The organism is Vibrio sp. Vb0349, assembly GCF_033338975.1.
This window is the reverse complement of sequence record NZ_JAWOTS010000379.1, coordinates 1-1,112: the sequence shown is the minus strand read 5'-3', so window position 1 is coordinate 1,112 and position 1,112 is coordinate 1. Positions and strand designations below refer to the sequence as shown.

The 1,112-nt window shown below is 48.4% G+C and carries 1 protein-coding gene and 1 pseudogene; both read right to left on the bottom strand.

All coding sequences use genetic code 11. From position 1 onward, the window contains the following. Positions 1–471: pseudogene (gene envZ, locus R7Q47_RS26000) on the bottom strand (two-component system sensor histidine kinase EnvZ); the annotation flags it as partial. A 105-nt stretch (positions 472–576) separates the two neighbouring features. Then, positions 577–1,056, bottom strand: coding sequence for a winged helix-turn-helix domain-containing protein (locus R7Q47_RS25995; RefSeq protein ID WP_411912888.1), 480 nt, complete (start codon positions 1,054–1,056; stop codon positions 577–579). Positions 1,057–1,112: the final 56 nt, after the last annotated feature.

Sequence of the window (1,112 nt, the reverse complement as noted above, 5' to 3'; positions counted from 1 at the left end):
CGCCATGATCAGGCTGTTACGAAATAGCGGCGCAAAGTCCTCTTCTTGCAGCTCAGACAGCGGGATGCGAATAATGGAATTGGGCAGCTTCTCGATGTGCATCCACAAAATGTAGCTTTCACTACCTAGCAGCAGGCGTACTTCGGTTGGTGAGCCTAGCTCTTGAGTCATTTCCTCCGACATCAAATCAATCGACATCGCATGGTTAAACTCAACCGCCTTCTCGCTGTTGATGCTGTGAACTGTCACGCCCAACCTTTCTAATAACTGGCGACGCAATGGTGCATCCGATTTTAGCGGGCCATCTTCATCGAGAACCAGATTCAGTTCGTGAGCGAGAATTTTGTTGAACTGTTGCAGGCTTGGCATCAACGCGTAGTTAAAAACGGCGTAATAAGAAAAGACTTGGCTAGCGAGAAGCAAGGAGATGAACAGTAGAATAGATTGTGTCAGTGAACTTCGGATTCGCATGGAAATTTCCTGATGACCCTAATTGCGAAAACCTCGGCCACCAAATAAGAAGGAAATTTGATGGCCGAAGTTTTAAAAACCGATTGCCGGTTAAGCGAGTAAGAGTTACGACTCTTTACCGTCTGGGACAAATACGTAACCTAAACCCCATACGGTCTGGATGTAGCGAGGTTTGCTCGGATCGTCTTCCAGCATGCGGCGTAGACGAGAAATTTGTACGTCGATAGAACGCTCCATCGCCGAGTATTCACGACCACGCGCCATATTCATCAGCTTATCACGCGACATTGGCTCACGCGCGTTGGTTACCAGTGATTTCAACACCGCAAATTCACCCGATGTTAATGGCATCGCCTCATCACCACGGAACATTTCACGCGTGCCGAGATTCAAACGAAACTCACCAAACTCGACCACTTTTTCTTCTGTACTTGGCGCACCCGGTAGCTCAACCGTTTGGCGACGTAAAACCGCTTTAATACGAGCGAGTAGTTCACGCGGGTTGAACGGTTTAGGTAGGTAATCGTCCGCACCAACTTCCAAACCAACAATACGGTCAACCTCGTCACCTTTTGCTGTCAGCATCAGAATTGGCAACATGTTATTGGCGTGGCGTAAACGGCGACAAATCGACAAGCCAT

Coding starts and splice junctions, on each gene's coding strand:
- R7Q47_RS25995 (WP_411912888.1), bottom strand. CDS start 1,056: ATGCTGACAGCAAAAGGTGACGAGGTTGACCGTATTGTTGGTTTGGAA.